The sequence below is a fragment of the Nocardioides hwasunensis genome, from assembly GCF_014779665.1.
GTDB lineage: Bacteria > Actinomycetota > Actinomycetes > Propionibacteriales > Nocardioidaceae > Nocardioides > Nocardioides hwasunensis.
This window is the reverse complement of sequence record NZ_JACXYY010000002.1, coordinates 43686-58964: the sequence shown is the minus strand read 5'-3', so window position 1 is coordinate 58964 and position 15279 is coordinate 43686. Positions and strand designations below refer to the sequence as shown.

At 72.5% G+C, this 15279-nt stretch carries 14 protein-coding genes, 1 tRNA gene and 1 pseudogene; 7 read left to right on the top strand and 9 right to left on the bottom strand.

Annotated features, from left to right (window positions below):
• Positions 1–16: 16 nt before the first annotated feature.
• A complete protein-coding gene (locus tag IEZ25_RS04285) occupies positions 17–1264 on the bottom strand; it encodes a multidrug effflux MFS transporter (RefSeq protein WP_318152039.1) in 1248 nt (415 codons plus the stop codon).
• Positions 1265–1294: 30 nt separating this feature from the next.
• Positions 1295–2515 (bottom strand): homogentisate 1,2-dioxygenase, encoded by a 1221-nt coding sequence (locus IEZ25_RS04280; protein ID WP_191198191.1) that lies wholly within the window; start codon positions 2513–2515, stop codon positions 1295–1297.
• Positions 2516–2580: 65 nt separating this feature from the next.
• Here IEZ25_RS04280 and IEZ25_RS04275 point away from each other — a divergent pair, with 65 nt between their 5' ends.
• Genes IEZ25_RS04275 through IEZ25_RS04265 form a run of 3 tightly spaced genes read left to right on the top strand, consistent with a single transcriptional unit; the run spans position 2581 to position 5861 of the window.
• Complete coding sequence (locus tag IEZ25_RS04275) at positions 2581–3402, top strand: hypothetical protein (RefSeq protein ID WP_318152038.1); 822 nt, start codon at positions 2581–2583, stop codon at positions 3400–3402.
• Positions 3399–4628, top strand: a complete 1230-nt coding sequence (fahA, locus tag IEZ25_RS04270) for a fumarylacetoacetase (protein WP_191198190.1) — start codon at positions 3399–3401, stop codon at positions 4626–4628. Before IEZ25_RS04275 ends, fahA begins: the two co-directional genes overlap by 4 nt.
• Positions 4629–4679: 51 nt before the next feature.
• On the top strand, positions 4680–5861 hold the full coding sequence (locus tag IEZ25_RS04265) for a glycosyltransferase (RefSeq protein ID WP_191198189.1): 1182 nt from the start codon (positions 4680–4682) through the stop codon (positions 5859–5861).
• Here IEZ25_RS04265 and mptB read toward each other — a convergent pair.
• Positions 5858–7153: pseudogene (gene mptB, locus IEZ25_RS21270) on the bottom strand (polyprenol phosphomannose-dependent alpha 1,6 mannosyltransferase MptB); the annotation flags it as partial. The gene IEZ25_RS04265 and the pseudogene mptB sit on opposite strands and share 4 nt — an antisense overlap.
• Positions 7154–7306: 153 nt before the next feature.
• Here mptB and IEZ25_RS04260 point away from each other — a divergent pair.
• The 3 genes from IEZ25_RS04260 (at position 7307) to IEZ25_RS04250 (ending at position 9265) form a co-directional block, all read left to right on the top strand.
• The gene (locus IEZ25_RS04260; protein WP_191198188.1) at positions 7307–8215 is read left to right on the top strand and encodes a metallophosphoesterase; all 909 of its coding nucleotides are present in this window, start codon (positions 7307–7309) and stop codon (positions 8213–8215) included.
• 21 nt (positions 8216–8236) lie between these two features.
• A complete protein-coding gene (locus tag IEZ25_RS04255; RefSeq protein ID WP_191198187.1) occupies positions 8237–8917 on the top strand; it encodes a histidine phosphatase family protein in 681 nt (226 codons plus the stop codon).
• 144 nt (positions 8918–9061) lie between these two features.
• The gene (locus tag IEZ25_RS04250; RefSeq protein ID WP_191198186.1) at positions 9062–9265 is read left to right on the top strand and encodes a hypothetical protein; all 204 of its coding nucleotides are present in this window, start codon (positions 9062–9064) and stop codon (positions 9263–9265) included.
• A gap of 38 nt (positions 9266–9303) precedes the next feature.
• On the opposite strand, the gene IEZ25_RS04245 is transcribed toward IEZ25_RS04250, so the two are convergent.
• The 4 genes from IEZ25_RS04245 to IEZ25_RS04230 all read right to left on the bottom strand — a co-directional run bounded on the left by IEZ25_RS04245 (position 9304) and on the right by IEZ25_RS04230 (position 12994).
• Complete coding sequence (locus IEZ25_RS04245; RefSeq protein ID WP_191198185.1) at positions 9304–10644, bottom strand: MFS transporter; 1341 nt, start codon at positions 10642–10644, stop codon at positions 9304–9306.
• On the bottom strand, positions 10641–11585 hold the full coding sequence (locus tag IEZ25_RS04240) for a carbohydrate kinase family protein (RefSeq protein WP_191198184.1): 945 nt from the start codon (positions 11583–11585) through the stop codon (positions 10641–10643). The genes IEZ25_RS04245 and IEZ25_RS04240 overlap by 4 nt, the downstream gene beginning before the upstream one ends.
• A gap of 23 nt (positions 11586–11608) precedes the next feature.
• Positions 11609–12823 (bottom strand): AGE family epimerase/isomerase, encoded by a 1215-nt coding sequence (locus IEZ25_RS04235; protein WP_191198183.1) that lies wholly within the window; start codon positions 12821–12823, stop codon positions 11609–11611.
• Between the two features lie 89 nt (positions 12824–12912).
• Positions 12913–12994 (bottom strand) — tRNA-Tyr (locus IEZ25_RS04230).
• A gap of 85 nt (positions 12995–13079) precedes the next feature.
• Here IEZ25_RS04230 and IEZ25_RS04225 point away from each other — a divergent pair.
• Positions 13080–13571, top strand: coding sequence for a YajQ family cyclic di-GMP-binding protein (locus IEZ25_RS04225; RefSeq protein WP_191198182.1), 492 nt, complete (start codon positions 13080–13082; stop codon positions 13569–13571).
• On the opposite strand, the gene IEZ25_RS04220 is transcribed toward IEZ25_RS04225, so the two are convergent.
• Positions 13555–14202, bottom strand: a complete 648-nt coding sequence (locus IEZ25_RS04220) for a cobalamin B12-binding domain-containing protein (RefSeq protein WP_191198181.1) — start codon at positions 14200–14202, stop codon at positions 13555–13557. The genes IEZ25_RS04225 and IEZ25_RS04220 overlap by 17 nt on opposite strands.
• A gap of 82 nt (positions 14203–14284) precedes the next feature.
• A complete protein-coding gene (locus tag IEZ25_RS04215; protein WP_191198180.1) occupies positions 14285–15262 on the bottom strand; it encodes a sulfate/molybdate ABC transporter ATP-binding protein in 978 nt (325 codons plus the stop codon).
• Positions 15263–15279: the final 17 nt, after the last annotated feature.

The following is a 15279-nucleotide window of genomic DNA, read 5'->3' as shown; positions in this document are numbered from 1 at the left end:
CGAGATCTGATGCGGACTACCCCGAGGTGGCGAGCGTGCGGGCCCGGCGCGCGGTGACCCGGTGCCAGAGCCAGAAGGCCCAGCCGAGGAGCACGCAGCCGGCCGCGGCGAGCGCGAAGCCGAGCACGGAGCGACCGGCGTACGGCGCCAGCACGGCGGCGCTGACGGCGTTGAAGACGAGCGTCACGAAGGACGACGCCGACATCACCGCGCCCCGACGGGCCGGGACCAGGTCGAGCATCAGCAGCTGGATGTTGGGGAAGGCGAGCCCGTTGCCGAAGGCGACGAGCGAGATGCCGACCACGGCCCACGGCAGCACCTCGCCGGCGGGCGTCAGCGCGACGACGATCCCGATCACCGCACCGACGGTGCTCACGGCGTAGCCCACGCCGATGAGGTCGGCGCTGGTCACGGTGCGGCCGAAGCGACCGCTCGCGACGGACCCCACGACCATGGCGCCGATCATCGGCACGAAGAGCTTCCAGAAGTCGAGCTCGCCCTGGCCGAGCAGGTCGACGACGAAGATCGCGGCGCCGCCGATGTAGAGGAACTGCGCACCGAAGACGAGCGTCGCCGCCCACGTCATGAGGTGGAACGCCGGCACCCGCACGACCTCGGCGAGGCCCCGGAAGATCTCGCCGACCCGCAGCGGCACGCGCCGCTCGGGCGGGTGGCTCTCGGGGAGCAGGGCGACGCAGAGGACGACCAGCGCCAGCGCGAGGGCGGCCATGAACCAGAACACCGTCTGCCACGGCCCGACCTGGATCAGCAGGCCGCCGGCGATCGGCGCGACGGCGGGCGCCACCCCGAAGATGACCGCGACCTGGCTCATCATCCGCTGGGCCTGCCGGCCGTCGAAGAGGTCGCGGATCACCGTGCGGCTGACGATCGTCGACCCACCGGCGGCCAGCCCCTGCACGACGCGTCCGACGAGCAGCCACTCCAGGGTGGGGGCGAAGGCGCACGCCACCGACGCGACGGCGTACACCGACAGCGAGCCCAGGATCACCGGGCGACGGCCGACGGCGTCGGACAGCGGGCCGTGGAACAGGCTCATCGTCGCGAACGCCAGCATGTAGGCGGTGACGACGAGCTGCAGCTCCCCGGACGAGACGTCGAGCGCCGCGCCCATCTGCGAGAACGCCGGGAACGGGGTGTCGATGCTGAACGGGCCGATCATCGACAGCATCGCCAGCACCAGCGGGACCAGCGCCACCACCCGCGCCGACGGCACGCGGGTGTCCTCCCGCTCGTCGGTGGTCACCGGCTCATCAGACCACGCGCCCGGTCCGGATCAGCTGTTGCTGTAGACCGCGGGACCGCCGTCCTCACCGGGGGCCGCCGGTCCGCGCCCGGCCCAGGTCCAGGCGTACGCCGGGTCCTCCACCGCGAGACCGCCCTCGCCGAGCTCCAGCGGCGCGAACGTGTCGACCATGACGGCCGACTCCTCGAAGTACTGCACGCCGAGGCTGGCCTCGATCGCGCTGGGCTGCGGGCCGTGCGCGTGACCACCGGGGTGCAGGCTGATCGAGCCGATGCCGATGCCCGATCCCTTGCGCGCCTCGTAGTCCCCGCCGACGTAGAACATGACCTCGTCGGAGTCGACGTTGGAGTGGTAGTAGGGCACCGGGATGGCGAGGTCGTGGTAGTCGACCTTGCGGGGCAGGAAGTTGCAGACCACGAAGTTCCAGCCCTCGAAGACCTGGTGCACCGGCGGCGGCTGGTGGACCTTGCCCGTGATCGGCATGTAGTCCTCGATGTTGAACGTGTAGGGGTAGAGGCAGCCGTCCCAGCCCACGACGTCGAAGGGGTGGGTGGCGTACGTCAGCCGTGTGCCGACGATGCCCGCGCTCGTGCGGTGCTTGACCAGCACGTCCACGTCGCTGCCCTCGGCCTGGAAGGTCTCGTCGGGGCCGTGGAGGTCGCGCTCGCAGTAGGGGGCGTGCTCGAGGAACTGGCCGTACTTCGACAGGTAGCGCTTGGGCGGGTGGATGTGGCTGTTGGCCTCGATCGCGTAGAGCCGCGAGGGCTCGGCGGGCACCCAGCGGTGGTCGGTCGCGCGCGGCACGACGACGTAGTCGCCCGCGCGGTAGGCCACGACGCCGAAGACGGTCTCGACGGTGCCGGTGCCGGACTCGACGAAGACGCACTCGTCGCCGATCGCGTTGCGGTAGAGCGGCGAGGGCTCGGTGCCGGTGACGACGTAGGCGATGCGCACGTCGTTGTTGCCGAGGACCGTGCGCCGGCCCTCGACCGGGCAGGCGCCCGTCTCGAGGTCGTGGAGCCTCAGGTGGCGCGGCTTGAGCGGGTGGTTCGGGGTGCGCGACTGGTCGGGCAGCTCCCAGACGCGACTGTCGGTGATCGCGCTCGGCACGCCCCGGCGGTAGAGCAGGGAGGAGTCCGAGGAGAACCCCTCCTCCCCCATCAGCTCCTCGCGGAAGAGGTGTCCGTCGTCGTCGCGCAGCTGCGTGTGCCGCTGGCGGGGCAGTCGGCCGACTGCTCGGTAGTGGGCCATCGCCCGTCTCCCATCATCCGATTATCGAACGCATGTGTCCGCTATCTGGAGGTTAGAGTAGCCCCGTGACCCCGACTGATGCATCCCTCCTACCGGACCGGTGGCACTCACTGGTCGACGACGCTGCCGTCTTCCCGCCGGGTGACGCCGACCTCTCCGACGCGCTGACGGCGTACGCCGCTCGCTCCTCGCAGTGGTACGCCGACCTGGTCGGGTCGTTCGTGGTCCGCGACACCGAGCTCGGGGCGGTGCCCCCGGGCGTGCCCGCGTCCGTCGTGCTGACCAGCGGCGCGGGGGCGATCGCGGGGGTCGCGTCGCTCGCGGCCCGCAAGGACCTCACGCTCGCCGGCCTGGAGGTCGCGGTGCGCGACGCCGACGACCCGGTGGGCAACGTCCGTCGGATCGACGCCGCCGTGCGGGCCGCCGATCTCGACGTGCAAGTCTTCGTCGAGGTCCCCGGACCGGCCACCGCCTCCTGGCTGGCCGCGGCCGACGAGGTCGCCGCCTGCGAGTTCCACCTCAAGCTCCGGCTCGGCCACGTCGACCACGACCTCATCCCCGACGCCGGGACCGTCGCGACCTGGATCGACGCGGCGCTCGACCGCGAGACGCGCTTCAAGGCCACGGCCGGGCTGCACCGGGCCGTGCGCCACGACCCCGAGGGCGGCGGTGCACACGGTTTCCTCAACGTGCTGGTCGCCACGCAGACCCTGTGGGACGGCGGCTCCGGCGCCGACGCGACCGAGGTCCTCGAGCAGCGCGACGGTGCGAGGCTCGCCGCGACCCCGTTGCCGTCGGCGCGGAGGTGGTTCACCTCCTTTGGCTCCTGCTCGGTGACCGAGCCGCTCGACGACCTGATCGCCCTCGACCTCCTGGAGAAGCCATGACCACCACCACCCCCCGTCCGTCCAGCTGGGTCGAGGGAGCCACAGGCTCCGGCTTCGACGTCGACCACCTGCCCTACGGAGTCTTCGCGCGCTCCGGCGAGCGGCCCCGGGTCGCGGTCCGCATCGGCGACCAGGTGCTCGACCTGAGCGTCGTCGCGGCCGCCGACATGGTCGACACGCACGCGCTGTTCGACCAGCCCACGCTCAACCCCTTCATGGCGGCCGGCCCCGAGGTCTGGGCCTCCACGCGCGCGTGGATCACCGGCCTGCTGACCGGTGAGGCCGAGCGCGACCTCGTCGAGCCCGCGCTCGCGCACGTCGACTCGGTCACGATGCGGCTGCCGTTCACCGTCGGCGACTACGTCGACTTCTACGCCTCCGAGCACCACGCCTCGAACGTCGGGCGGATGTTCCGTCCCGACCAGGAGCCCCTGCTGCCCAACTGGAAGAACCTGCCCGTCGGCTACCACGGCCGGTCCGGCACGGTGGTCGTCTCGGGCACGGACGTGGTGCGCCCGTGCGGCCAGAGGAAGGCACCGACGCAGGACCGGCCGACGTACGGCCCCTCGCAGCGGCTCGACATCGAGGCCGAGCTCGGCTTCGTCGTCGGCGTGCCCTCGGCGATGGGCGAGCGCGTCGGCACCGCCGACTTCGCGCGCCACACCTTCGGCGTCGTCGGGCTCAACGACTGGTCCGCGCGCGACATCCAGGCCTGGGAGTACGTCCCGCTCGGCCCGTTCCTGGGCAAGTCGTTCGCCACCTCGGTCAGCGCGTGGGTCACGCCACTCGCGGCACTCGACGCGGCGTGGACCGACCTGCCCGGCCAGGAAAACCCCGAGGTGCTCGACTACCTGAAGGTGGACGGCCCGGCGGGCCTGGACATCGCGGTCGAGGTGGTCCTCGACGGCGAGGTCGTCGCGCGGCCGCCGTACCGCACCATGTACTGGTCGCCCGCCCAGATGCTGGCCCACACCACGGTCAACGGCGCGAGCGTCCGCACCGGCGACCTGTGGGGGTCGGGCACCGTGTCGGGCCCCGAGCCCGGCGAGCGCGGCTCGCTGCTGGAGCTCAGCTGGGGCGGCCAGGAGCCCTTCACCGCGGGCGGTCGTGAGCGGACCTTCCTCGAGGACGGCGACGAGGTGACGCTGCGCTACACCGCACCCGGCACCGGCGGCGGTCGGATCTCGCTCGGCGAGGTCACCGGTCGCATCCTCCCGGCCACGTGACAGCAAGGCACGCGTAGCGCGTCGTTCACCGCGCTGCGCCACCGTGCGCGCATGCGCATCGCCCAGCTGGCCAACTTCGTCGGACCCGCGTCGGGAGGCATGCGCACCGCGCTGCGCGCCCTGGGCTCGGGCTACGTCGACGCCGGATGCCGCCGACTGCTCGTCGTCCCCGGGCCCGAGGACGCGCGGACGTCGACCCCGCTGGGCGACGTCGTCCAGCTCCGCGCACCGCGCGTGGGCGGCGGCTACCGGCTGATCGTGGAGCCGTGGCGGGTGACCGACGTGCTCGAGCAGTGGGAGCCGACCTCGATCGAGCTCAGCGACAAGCTCACGCTCCTGCCGGTCGCGCGCTGGGCCCGTCGCACCGGCGTCGGCTCGGTGCTGCTCTCGCACGAGCGGCTCGGCGACATGCTCGCTCTCCGCACGGGACTCGACGCGACCTCGCAGGTGTCGATCGGACTGCTCAACCGGCTCCTGGTCCGCAGCGTCGACACCGTCGTCGTCACCTCCGACTACGCCCGGCACGAGTTCCAGCAGGTCGCCGACGCCGCGGGCTGCCCGGTCGTGCGCGTGCCCCTCGGCGTCGACCTCGACACCTTCCGCCCGCACGTGCGTGGTCCGGCGGACGTGCTCCGGCTCGTCCATGCCGGCCGACTGTCGCGCGAGAAGAGCCCGCACCTCGCCGTGGCCACGGCCGTCGAGCTGCACCGCCGCGGCACACCCGTCCGGATGGACGTCTACGGCGTCGGTCCGCACCGCGACGAGCTCAAGGCCGTCGCCGGCGACGCACCGATCCGCTTCCACGGGTACGTCGACTCCCCCGCCCGTCTGAGCCGGGCTCTCGCGCAGGCCGACGTGGCGCTCAGCGTCTGCCCCGGCGAGACCTTCGGGCTGGCCGTGCTCGAGGCACTGGCGTCCGGCACACCCGTCGTGACCGCCGACCGCGGCGGCGCGCGCGAGCTGGTCGACGAGACGTCCGGCGCGTGGGCCGCTCCCGAGCCGGGCGCTCTGGCCGACGCCGTGCTCGAGGTCGCCGCCCGCCCGACGGCCTGTCGCCGAGCGGCAGCCCGGGCGCGCGCCGAGCGCTACCCGTGGTCCGCGACCGTGGAGTCGATGCTCGAGGTCCACTCGTCGGTGGTGATCCCGGCCAACCGCTCACGGGCGCGCCGGGTGACCAGCAGCAGCACGGCCGCCCCGGCCACCACCAGGGAGCCGATCACGATCGCGAGGTAGGCGCCGTGCAACGAGGAGTCCATCGGCGCCACCAGGCCTGAGACGAGCGAGACCGCGACCAGCGCGGCCATGGCGCTGCGGCTGAGTCGCAGGACGGCGACGAAGGGCACCACCCAGAGGAAGTACCAGAGGTGGACCACGGGGCTGAGCGCCACGGTGGCCCCCATCACGATCGCGAGCGCACGCACCGACCCGCCGCGGTCGCCGGCCGGGAGGCGCAGCACCACCCACGCCGACACCGCGACGATGCCGACCTGGGCGACGAGCCGGACCAGGTCGAGGAAGGTCCCGGCGGGCGTGGCCATCCCGACGAGGCGGGCGAGCAGGTCGAGCCAACCGCCGAGGAGGGTCGGGAGCGAGAGCGGGGTGTTGACCGTGCCGGGGACGGCGAGCGCGCCGAACCAGCCGACGCCGAGGCCCCAGCCCACGCCGGGCACCACGAGCGCCGCCACCGACACCGCGGCGACCCGCGCGGCGTGGCGCAGGCGCACGGCGTGGCCGGCCGCGGCGGGCAGGGTGACCAGCACGATCGCGACGCACACGAGCCCGCCGGGCAGCTTCACCCCGGCGGCCAGGCCACCGAGGACCGCTCCGGCGACCCAGTGGTGCTCGCGCGCGACGACGAGGGCGGCGGCCATCAGCCCGACCATGAGCAGGTCGTTGTGCAGGCCGGCGACGCCGTTGGCGACCATCAGCGGCGAGGCGAGCACCAGGCACGACGCGAGCGCGGGGTTCGCACCGCACCAGCGGGCCAGCCGCGGGACGGCCCATGCCAGCAGCACCAGCCCGGCGAGCGCCATCATCCGGTGCGCGACGACCAGCAGCCACGGGTCGGCGGTCATGCCGGCGGCGACGTCACCGCCGATGACCGGCACCGGGCCGTAGGGGGTGGGCGTCGCCATCCAGCGCGGGTCGACGCCCTCGACGATCGGACCCGGGAGGGAGCGCGGACCGACCAGGCTCCACGGCCCGTGGTCGTAGGGAGAGATCCCGCGGTGGGCCATCATCCCCTGCGCGGCGTAGGACCACCCGTCACGGGAGAACAGCGGCGGTGCGACCAGCAGCGGCAGCGACCAGAGCACGGTCGCCGTACGCACGCGCGACAGCACGCTCGGCCGCTCGTCCTCCTCCGCACGGGCCGCCTCCCGGCACAGGTGCAACCAGGCGGAGGCGAGCATCCCCAGCCCGACCAGGACCACGACCAGTCCACCCATCCGGCCCCAGGCCGAGCCACGCAGCAGCTGCAGGGCTCCGACGTCCGCGACCGCAGCGCTCGCCGGGATGGTCGCCACGACCAGCCCGCCGAGCAGGACCAGCACGCTGCCGACGACACCTCGTGAGACCACGGAGCGGACGGTAGGGACCTCACCGGACCGCGACCTGACGCCCCGGTGAACGCGCGGCAACCACGGCTCGTCTTGTCTCCCGGGTCCTATCCTGTCGGCGTGAGACAGCTCGGTCAGCACGTCGCGCCACGGCACGTGATCGCGCACCTGTCCGACCCGCACCTGATCGGCGGCCGTGGCCTGCACTACGGCGTCATCGACAACGTCGCTCACCTGACCCGGGCGATCGAGCGGCTCGCCGAGGTCCGCCCCGCACCACGGGCGCTCGTCTTCACCGGCGACCTGGCCGACCAGGCGGAGCCCGACGCCTACGCGACGCTGCGCGCGATCGTCGAGCCGGCCGCCGCCGCGATGGGTGCGACCGTGGTCTGGACGATGGGCAACCACGACGAGCGCGGACCGTTCGCACGCGGCCTCCTCGACTCCGACGACGACGGCTTCCAGGACCGTGTCCACGACGTCGACGGGCTGCGGATCGTCGCGCTCGACACCAGCGTCCCCGGCCACCACCACGGCACCCTGGAGCCCGAGCAGCTGGCCTGGCTGGCCGACGTGCTCGCCACCCCGGCCGAGCACGGGACCCTGCTGGCCATGCACCACCCGCCGCTCCCGGTGCCGATGCTGCGGGCCGCCGAGCTCATCGAGCTGCACGACCAGCAGGCGCTGGCCGACGTGATCGACGGCACCGACGTGCGCGGGATCCTGGCCGGGCACCTCCACCTGACGACGTGGTCGACCTTCGCCGGCGTCCCCGTCTCGGTCGCCTCGGCCAGCTGCTACACCAGCGACCCGGCGCCGATCGACCGCTTCGTCTCCGGCGTCGACGCCAACCAGGCCTTCACGATGGTCCACGCCTACGACGACCGGCTGGTGCACACCCTCGTCCCGCTCGAGCGCGGCACCGAGGTCAGCCACCTCGGCACCGACATCACCGAGGCGCTGGAGGCCATCCCCCTCGAGCAGGCGCGCGAGCTCGCCTCGTCGAAGACGTCCCGCTTCAACAACTGACCCCCACCAGGAAGCCCTGCCTTGCGACTCCTCCTCATGCGCCACGGCCAGACCCACGCCAACGTGTCGGGCGACCTCGACACCGCGGCCCCCGGTGCCGACCTCACCGACCTCGGGCGCGCCCAGGCGGTCGCCGCGGCCCAGGCCCTGGCCGACGAGCACCTCGACGCGATCTACGTCTCCAGCCGCGTGCGTACGCACCAGACGGCCGCACCGACCGCCGACGACCGGGCGATCACCCCGACGCAGCTCGACGGGCTCGAGGAGATCGCGGCCGGCGACTTCGAGATGCGCCACGACCACGACGCCGTCGCCGGCTACATCGGCACCGTCGCCACCTGGCTCGGGGGCGAGGTCACCGCGCGGATGCCCGGCGGCGAGACCGGCGAGGAGTTCCTCGCCCGCTTCGACCGTGCGGTCCGCACCATCGTCGAGGCCGGCCACTCCTCCGCCCTGGTCGTGAGCCACGGCGCCGCGCTGCGCACCTGGTCGTACGCCCGGATGGCGCCGACGCCCGATGCCCCGCCGCCGACCGAGCCGCTGCACAACACCGCCCTGATCGTGCTCGACGGAGACGTCGACGCCGGCTGGTCGCTCGTGTCGTGGCAGGGCCACCCCGTCGGCGGGGACCTCCTGGAGGACCCGACCGCCGAGGACCCCACCGGTGACCTCGACTCCGACGGGGACGGCGAGCTCGGCTGAGGCGGGCGGAGGGGCTCGTCCGCGCTGGAGTCTCCGGATATCCGGTGACCACCCCGCTTGTCACACGAGATCTCGGCCGACAAGCAGGAGACCCGGGTGCGAAGCTCGCCGTGCACCGCTTGTCCGTCAGCATATGCTGACACCATGAAGACCTCCGTGGACACCGGTGACGACGGCGGGGTGTACGACGAGCTGGCTCGGGTGCGCGAGGCCAAGCGCGACCTCGCGCGGCGCGAGGAGGTCGCCGTACGACGAGCGCGCCACAGCGGCCTGAGCTGGTCCGAGATCGGCACCCTGCTCGGCGTCACCCGGCAGACGATGCACCGGAAGTACCGCAAGGTCGGCTGAGAGGGCCGGTCGATCGGGGGTTGCTGGGAACGCGGCCCTCAGACGCCCTCGACGCCGATCCCCGGGTGCACGAACGGCTGCCCGGACCTCATCTGCTCGATCGACCCGGGGTGCAGCCGCGCGAGGTGGGCCAGTCCGCGCCGCCGGTAGCGCAGGGTCTGGACGATGCCGAAGGCCCAGAAGAGGTACTGCACCGACATCGCGAGCTTGAAGTCACCGAGCGTGTAGGCGTCCATGCCGCCCGGCTCGACCAGGTCGAGCACCACGCCGATCAGCGCCATCGTCAGCAGCGAGGCGGTGAAACCACCGACGTTGACCAGGCCGTTGGCGCGACCGGTCTGGTGGGGCGGGGTGAAGGAGCGGGCGAGGTCGAAGGCCACCATCGCCGCCGGGCCGCCGCTGGCGGTCAGGAAGCACATCACCACCACGAGCCAGGCCGGTGCGACCCCCGGCCACAGCAGGACGGCGGTCCAGGGCACGACCATGCCGATCACGATCCCGACGACGATCCAGGAGCGGTAGAACGGCAGCCGCGAGACCAGGCGTGCGGTGATCAGCCCGCTCACGACCGTCCAGGCCGTCATCGCCATGAGCAGGGTGCTGGCGGCACCGGGCGACCAGCCCAGGCCCTGGACCAGGAACGGGTAGCCCCACAGCAGGGCGAACACGGTGAAGGCGAACTGCGAGGTGAAGTGGGACCACATGCCCAAGCGAGTTCCGGGGTTGCCCCAGACCGTGCGGACCGACTGCGCCAGCGCCCGCAGCTTGATCGCCACGACCTCCTCGCTGCGATAGGGCGAGTCCTTCACCAGCGCGGCCACCGCGACGATCAGCACGACGCCGAGGCTCGAGGTCAGCGCGAAGGCGCGGGTCCAGCCGAGCTCGTGGAGGAGGAAGGACAGCGGCCCGGCGGCAGCGATCGCGCCGAGCTGCCCCGACATCCCGGTGACCTGGGTGACCATCGGCGCCTGGCGCACGAGGAACCAGATCGAGACCAAGCGGATCACGCTGATGAAGACCATCGCGTCGCCCGCACCGACCGCGGCCCGCGCGGCGACAGCGGCGGGGAACGAGTCCGCGAAGGCGAAGGCGAGCTGTCCCGCCGTCAGCAGGACCAGACCGCACAGCAGCATCGCGCGCGAGGCGTAGCGGTCGAGCAGCACGCCGACGGGCACCTGCATGCCGGCGTACACCACGAGCTGGAGCACGGTGAACGTCGCCAGGCTGGTGGCGCTGATGTCGAACCGGTCGGAGGCGATGATGCCGGCGACGCCGAGCGAGCTGCGGTGGAACACCGCCAGGATGTAGACCGCGAGCGCGACGAGCCAGATGACCCAGGCCCGCCGCTTGCCGATGTCGTGGATCTGCTCGGCGCTCACTCCTCGCCCGATCCGGACCGCCCCAGCGCCGCGTCGAGCTCGACGCGCGACGGCGGGTCGGCCCCGGGACGGGAGACGTTGATCGCGGCACCGATCGCCGCGGTGGTGACGGCGTCCAGCACGTCGCGGTCTGAGAGCGCACGGACCGCCTCGCCCGTGCGGGCCCCGATGCGCAGCAGCGCGTCGATGAGCACCCCGCTGAAGGTGTCACCCGCGCCGACGGTGTCCGCGACGGCCACCGGCACCCCGGGCACCTCGAGCGTCGCACCGTCGGGGCGTACGACGACCGCTCCGGCGTCGCCGCGCGTCACGACGACGAGCCCCGGACCACCACCGGCCCAGCGGGTCGCGGTCCGCACGGGGTCGGCATCGGGGTGGAGCCACTGCAGGTCCTCGTCGCTGACCTTCACCACGTCGGCCAACGAGACCAGCTCCTCGACCCGGGCCACCGGGTCGGTGCGGTCGGGGGTGATGGCCGGTCGCGCGTTGGGGTCGAGCGAGAGGAGCGCCCTGCCCTTCTGCGCACGGAAGGCCTCGAGGACCGTGCCGGCACCGGGCTCGAGGACGGTGGCGATCGAGCCGACGTGGAGCACGTCGCACTCCTCGTCGGGCACCGAGCGCAGGTCCCAGTCGAGGTCGAAGACGTAGGACGCGGCGCCCGACCCGTCGAGGGTCACCGCAGCGCTCGAGGTGCGCCCCGAGCCCGTCGGCTGGGCGAGCACGATGACGTCGCTGGCCTCGAGCCACGTGCGGATCGCAGTGCCGCGGGCGTCGTCGCCGAGCAGCGTCACGAGCCGCACGTCGTGATCGAGCCGGCCCAGCGTGATCGCGACGTTGGCCGGGCTGCCGCCGGGGAGGTCCTGCGGCCGGCCGTCACGGTCGGGGACGACGTCGATGAGCGCCTCACCGACGACGAGGATCCTCGGGTGCGCGTCCGTCATGCCCACCATCATGCCGGTGGGCGTCAGCGCCCCGTCAGGGCCACGGCGCTGGCGAGACTCGGGGCCAGCGGGAGTCGCGGCAGCAGCGTGGCCTGCACCGCGTGGTAGAGGTCGGGCTTGCCGGGCCAGACCGTTGCCTGCGGCTGGTTCGCGGTGTCCAGCTCGTGGTGCCACGAGCCCCGGGCGGCGTCGCGCAGGTGCTCGACGACGTAGGCCCACCACTCGGCGTACCGGTCGGCGTAGCCCCCCTCGCCCGTCCGTCGGTGCAGTGCCGCCGCGGCCGCGATCCCCTCGGCGGCGACCCAGTGCATGCGGGTGCGCACGACCGGCTGCCCGGCCCAGTCGGTCGTGTAGACGAAGCCGGGCGCGCCGTCGACGTCCCAGCCGTCGGTGACCGCGCGCTCGAAGAGCAGCCGCGAGGTGTCGAGCAGCCCGGCCGGCGCCGCGTCACCGAGCGTCGCCTCGAGGTGCAGCAGCAGCCGCGCCCACTCCAGACCGTGGCCGACGGTGGCCCCGTAGGGCTTGAACGGGTCGTCGGGGCGGTCGCGGTTGAGCTCGAGGTCGACCGACCAGTCCGGCCCGAAGTGCTCGGGCAACCGGCCGTCGTACGACGCCGCGAGGTCGACCACCAGGCCGGCCAGCCGGGCGGCCCGCTCGTGCCACGCGCGGTCGCCGGTGGCGTCGCCGACGGCGAGCATCGCCTCCACGGAGTGCATGGTGGAGTTGAGCCCGCGGTAGGGCATCGGCGCACCCCAGGCGCGGTCCCACTCGTCGACGACCCGGCCGAGCGAGTCGTCCCAGAAGCGGTGGAGGAAGGTGTCGGTCGCCTCCTCCAGCAGGGGCGTGGCCCCCGGCAGGCCGGCCACGACGGCCGTGGAGCCGGCGAGCATCACGAAGGCATGGGCGTAGCAGGCCTTGGTCTCCTCCACCGGTGCGCCGCCGGCGTCGACCGCGCCGAACCACCCGCCGTGCTCGGCGTCACGCAGCGTCGTCCGCAGCCCGGCGAGCGCGGCCGTCGCGATCGACGCGCTCCCCTCGACGCCCCTCAGCGCACCGAGGCCGAACACGTGGACCATCCGACTGGTGATCCAGGTGTGCACCGGTCGGGACAGGTCCGGGGCGCCGTTCTCGTCGAGCCACGCGGCACCTCCGAGTGGGTGCACGACATGGCGGCCGAAGTCGAGGAGCCGGCGGCACTCGGCGTCGAGCCAGTCGTCGGTCGGTGGGTCTTGACTCACGCGGGTGAGTCAACCAGTGCGAGCCCCGGAACGCACGAGGCCCCCGCACGGGGTGCGGGGGCCTGGCGACTGGACTGCGATCCGTCCAGTGGCAGGTAGAGGATTCGAACCTCTGTAGGCAATGCCGGCTGATTTACAGTCAGCTCCCTTTGGCCGCTCGGGCAACCTGCCGGGGCGTGCGGAAGAATAGCAAGGCACCGACTTCTCTACGAATCGCCGGGGCCCCTCGACGGGGCCCCGCTAGGAGGCACACACCATGGCTGACTCGAGCTTCGACATCGTGAGCAAGCTGGACCGCCAGGAGGTCGACAACGCCCTGAGCCAGGCCGCCCGCGAGATCGCCAACCGCTTCGACTTCAAGGGCACCGGAGCCTCGATCGAGTGGAAGGGCGAGCAGGCGATCGAGATCACCGCCTCGGCCGACGACCGGGCGAGCGCAGTGCTCAGCGTCTTCCAGGACAAGCTCATCAAGCGCAACCAGAGCCTGAAGATCCTCGAGACCTCCGAGCCGCGCCAGTCGGGCCAGGTCTCCAAGATCGACATCGCGCTCAAGGAGGGCATCACCTCCGAGGACGCGAAGAAGATCTCCAAGCTCATCCGCGACGAGGGTCCCAAGGGCGTCAAGGCGCAGATCCAGGGCGACGAGCTGCGGGTGTCGTCGAAGAAGCGCGACGACCTCCAGGCGGTCCAGCAGCTGGTGAAGGCGCAGGACTACGAGTTCGCGGTGCAGTTCACCAACTACCGCTGAGCGCGGCGAGGTCTCCGACGAGCGTCGCCACGGCGCGCACCGGCTCGTCGGTCAGCGCCGTGGCACAGACCTCCTCGGCGATCCGGGGGTCCGCACCCTTCCCGGCGATGTAGACCGGAAGGTCCTCGGAGAGCCGGCACAGGGCCGAGGCGTGCGCACTGAACACCGTGGGGCGCGTCCCCGAGAGCACGACGGCGTCGGCGCCGGCGCCCCGTGCGGCGGTCGCGATCGCCGCGACCGGCGTGTCCGCGCCGAGGAAGCGCACGCGGACGCCGCGCTCGCCGAGCATCAGCCCGACGCAGAGCAGCACCATGTCGTGCCGCTCGCCCGCCGGGCAGGCGAGCACGACGACCGGGGCAGCCTCGGCCGTGTCCCCCGCAGGCTGGTCCGCGGACGAGCTGGCGACCAGGTGGCGACGCAGGAGCTCGCTCACGAAGTGCTCGTGCGCGACCGACAGCGTGCCCTCCTCCCAGCGGTCACCGACGTCCTGGAGGAACGGGAGCACCACCGTCGCGACGGCCCCGGAGAGCGGGATCCCGTGGAAGAGGCGCTTGAGCGCCAGCTCGGCGCCCTCGGCGTCGAACTCGTCCACGGCAGCCCACAGCTCGTCCCGGGGCGTCGCGGTCCTCACGCGGGCACGTTAGCGGCGTGCACGCCGCCGCGCACGCGATCTCACCGACGTACGGCTCGGCCCACACCCCTGGGGGTAACCCTCAACCGACCGCCGCCATCCGCGGGATGACGGTCGCGCCGGCCGCCGGCGTGAGGTAGACGGTGCTGCCCTCCTCGAGCCCGAGCGAGCGCGCGTGGGTGCGGGTGATGATCACCGACACCTCGTCGCCGTCGACGGTGAGGACGTGCAGTCGCACCTCGAAGCCGATCCGCACCATCCGCGACACCGAGCCCTCGACCGCGCCGGCGAGCAGGGGCTGGGTCTCGAGGTCGATGTCGTGCGGGCGCAGGGAGACGCCGCCGAGGTGGGTCACCTCGCCGAGGAAGGACATCACGAAGTCGTTCGCCGGCTCGTCGTAGAGCTGGTCCGGGGTGCCGACCTGCTCGACGCGACCCTCGTTGATGACGACGATCTCGTCGGCGACCTCCATGGCCTCCTCCTGGTCGTGGGTCACGAAGACGGTCGTGACGTGCACGTCGTCGTGCAGGCGGCGCAGCCAGTCGCGCAGCTCCTTGCGGACCTTCGCGTCGAGCGCACCGAAGGGCTCGTCGAGCAGCAGCACCGACGGCTCCACGGCCAGCGCGCGGGCGAGCGCCATGCGCTGGCGCTGGCCCCCCGAGAGCTGCGAGGGAAGCCGGTGCGCGAACTGTGAGAGGTGCACGAGCTTGAGGAGCTCGTCGACCCGGTGGGCGATCTCGTCCTTCGGGCGCTTGCGGATCTCGAGGCCGAAGGCGACGTTCTTCGCGACGGTCATGTGCTTGAAGACCGCGTAGTGCTGGAAGACGAAGCCGACGTTGCGCTTCTGGGCGGGCAGGTTCGTGGCGTTGACGCCCTCGATGTTGACGGTGCCGGTGTCGCCCTTCTCCAGCCCCGCGATGATGCGGAGCAGCGTCGACTTGCCGCCGCCACTGGGACCGAGGAGCGCGGTGAGCTGACCGGTCGGGATCGTGACGTTCACGTCGTCCAACGCCACGAAGTCGCCGAACTTCTTGTTCAGCCCTGTCACTTCGATGCTCATGCCGATGGCCTTTCTGG